The organism is Mucilaginibacter pedocola, from assembly GCF_002013915.1.
GTDB classification, from domain to species: domain Bacteria; phylum Bacteroidota; class Bacteroidia; order Sphingobacteriales; family Sphingobacteriaceae; genus Mucilaginibacter; species Mucilaginibacter pedocola.
In genome coordinates, this window is the sequence record NZ_MBTF01000030.1 from 1 (window position 1) to 3455 (window position 3455).

At 38.1% G+C, this 3455-nt stretch carries 2 protein-coding genes; one reads left to right on the forward strand and one right to left on the reverse strand.

The annotated features are described in order from the left end of the window. The first annotated feature begins 18 nt into the window (after window positions 1–18). Complete coding sequence (locus BC343_RS20320) at window positions 19–1047, forward strand: D-alanine--D-alanine ligase family protein (RefSeq protein WP_078349651.1); 1029 nt, start codon at window positions 19–21, stop codon at window positions 1045–1047. Here the strand turns inward: BC343_RS20320 and BC343_RS31410 are convergent. Further along, complete coding sequence (locus BC343_RS31410; RefSeq protein ID WP_078349652.1) at window positions 992–3436, reverse strand: hypothetical protein; 2445 nt, start codon at window positions 3434–3436, stop codon at window positions 992–994. The genes BC343_RS20320 and BC343_RS31410 overlap by 56 nt on opposite strands. Window positions 3437–3455 lie beyond the last annotated feature (19 nt).

The window sequence follows — 3455 nt, forward strand, 5'->3', positions numbered from 1 at the left end:
GGATAACTGATTATTATCATGCCTACTTTATCGCTAAAAGACGTACGTATTGTTCTAGTAGCAGATCGAACTTACGAGAGCTATAAGAAATCAGATATCAAAAGCAATAAGCTTGAAATGATCTCAGACGAGTATTTCAATGAAGTATATTCAACATTAAGCCTCATTTGTAAAGAAGTAATTCATTACCAATCACCAGAAGAACTTAGCCACAATGTTTCAAAACATATCGATGATATTGTTTTTACTATCTACGGCGGTAGTGATTCCCGAAATCGGTTGGCATTAGTTCCAGCCATTTGTGAGGCATGTGAGTTGAAATTCGTAGGTGCTGATGTTTATGCCAGGATAGTTTGTCAAGACAAGTTTCTTGCGAAAGAATTTGCTAAAAGGCACCACATACGGAGCGCCGCCGGAATACTCGTAGACAATTTGGTATCCATGCCAAATATTGAGACTTTGAAATTGCCGCTGATTGTGAAACCAAATTTTGAGGGAAGTTCGATTGGTATTAGTGACTCTTCAAAAGTATATGATTTTGCAAGCGCGTATAAATTGGTTGAAGCGTTGTTTAAAGAATTTAAACAGCCTGTTTTGGTTGAGGAATTTATTTCAGGTAAAGAGTGTGTAATATGTATCGTTGGAAATAATCACGATATCAGCATGTTCGAAGCCATGGAAATCGTTTTTGAAGGAAATGAAAATTACCTGCTGGATAAAGTTTATTCTGCGAAAGACAAACATCTGCCCGATGCTGATAGTTTTCACCGCCCAATAACGCATTTGCTTTCATCGTCAGAGAAAGAGAATATTAAAAATCTTTTTCTGAGTTTGGGAAAAATGGACTTTATGAGAATGGACGGTCGATTAAACAATGATGGGTTCTTCTTAATAGAAATGACTCCGGATTGCTACATAGGGGATGATTGTTCCTTTGTTGACGCAATAAAATTAAGAGGTGGCAACTATCAAGAATTATTGTCAACTATTATCAATACGGCATTAGCTCACTATCATACTCCATATTCCAATTACACAGGAAGCTAATTGCGCGATCTTGGAAGGATAAATAAAAATCTTCATCATTCTCATCGATCGGAATACCATGCAGCCAATACCGCCAAATGGGGGTTTCATCCATTCCTAATTCATCGATAGCGTTCCGATAGGATAGTGCTAAATCAGCCAATCCAATTCTTTCATAGTATTTAAATAAGTCGAAGTACGCATATCTCAGAATTTCCTTATTGGCAAAAGTTCGGTTTTCTAAAATTTTAGTCATAACCGAGATGGCCATTTCCGCTTCCGAATGTTTGTCTTTCCTGTCCATCAGAATAAAGTAATTCATGGCGATGGTAAATTTGTCGAACCCACCAGATGCGGTTACCAAAGCCTGTCTCAACAAATCTTCGGCGTTGCCATCAGTTACGCCTTGGGATAATTGCAATACTGCCAGATTATTCCATAAAGTGTGTTTTTCTGTAATCTCGTCACCCAATTCTTCTTCGGCCTTAAGGAACTGTTGTTTTGCAATTTCATATTTGCCAGTTAATCCGAGGTGTACGCCATATGTGATTCTTGAAAATGCTGCTTGTCTACGGGCACCAAACCGCTGGAAATGTTCGATACTCTTTAAATAATAAGGCAAACTATCAGCGTAACTAAATATAAATTCAGCATTACGCAGCAGAAAACCGTATTCCAATAAATTGACATAACTTTCATTTTCGTACAGTGAAAAGAACTCCGTCAATGATATCTCGGTATTACCGATATCGTAATAGGTAAGTAGTCTAACTAGCCTCAGCGCCAATTCATAGTTTGTACCAACCACAGCGTTTGAAAGCTCTCTTTCACAAAAAGCAATTGCGTCAGTATGCTTCCCGACCTGTTCCATCAGAATCGCTTTTAATACGCGAAGGGCTTTACTGTCATCGTTAATTTCGGATAATAAATCCCAGGATTTTTGACTATGCCCCAGCTTTAACCATATCTCTATCAACCAATAAGTTAACTTTAATAAAAGCGTGTGGTGATTAATTGTATTCTTCCTTAAAAGGTTCAAACGCACCTCATTCACATAAGTGATCATCTTTTCCGGGTCGCGACTCTTTAACGCCTCCCAATTGATCAGATCCAATAGGTCTATCACTTTTGAATCCAAGCTTAACAGCGAGGAAAAGTACAGTACTTTCATCAGTAGCCATCCTCGTGATGCGTACAGGTCGTCCGAAGCAAGTAATTGCTCATAGTTATCAAGCCAGAATCGCTGGCCGATTATCGCAAATAGATCGTATTTGGGTAATTTGACCATTTCGGCGGCAATCGTATCATGAGCAAGCATGATCGTCCCATTTGAATTTTTGACCAGATATCGATTCTCAAGTGAGCCGATGAGGGGGGCAATATCTAAAACATAAGTGAAAGCCTCTTTAAAAGTCGTTAGTTTTCGTAAGAGATTTAGTTCAACAGGTTCATGGTGAATTGCAATAATGCTCAATAAGAAAAACTCGGATTGCTTAAGAGCGCTAATATGTTCCCTTGTTGCAGCCTCTATGTCAATATAATTGCTTCCCTTAATCGGAAGTCCATATTTTAATTTCGCAAGAACATCTACGACCAAGCGCATATTACCATTCCAGTTCACATAGGAATTTTTTATTACCTCCCAGGTAATGTGAGGTTGATCATCTATAAGATGTTTTACTTCTTCAAGTGACAAAGGTTCCACTGGTAAAAAGTCGATAGCAATATTATTCTCCGTTAGTACACTGATAAGTTCGGAAAAATGATAACCGTTTTGGCTGGCGTCAGTGAACTCAAGCAGGTAAAGACAGTTTTTGCTGTATCGAATAATTGAAACCAACAAATCCAATGATCTAGGATCGATATTTTGAATATTTTCGATATTGATGATCAAAGAGTGATGGCTACAATTATGAAGAACATATTCAAAAAGCGTTATTAACACATCCGAATGCGTTGATTCAAAAAAAACATTAGGATTGAAATCACCTTGGGCGAAAACCAAATCCCATAAAGTTTTTGCCGTGTTAGAGAACGGAACAAGATTACTTAAATCACACTTAAAATTGTTGCCGATTTTCTTTACAAGAATGCTGGCACTGGCATCTTTCCTTAAAAAATCCTGAAGAGAGTAGATCCGCTTATCTTTTACTGCATATTCATGCATTTTGCGAGCCAGCTTGGTTAAATAATACCCCGCTGAATAATTATCCTTTTCCGCTTGCTGTATTGGGACTTTTATCGCTGGGAATTGCTCGGCTTTACGATTGAGAAAATTCCGAGCTAATTCGCTTTTACCAACCCCACTTTCACCGCAAAGCATTATAGTGTTCGTCAGGTGCCCTATTTCATTGCCCTGCCTCTCCAGAAATTCAAATTCTTTACTCCTGTTTACAAATTTTGTGAGCATTGATAATAATCAGTTATCC

Excerpts from the sequence above, each read along its gene's own strand:
- BC343_RS20320 (WP_078349651.1), top strand. The coding sequence starts at position 19 with ATGCCTACTTTATCGCTAAAAGACGTACGTATTGTTCTAGTAGCAGAT.
- BC343_RS31410 (WP_078349652.1), bottom strand. The coding sequence starts at position 3,436 with ATGCTCACAAAATTTGTAAACAGGAGTAAAGAATTTGAATTTCTGGAG.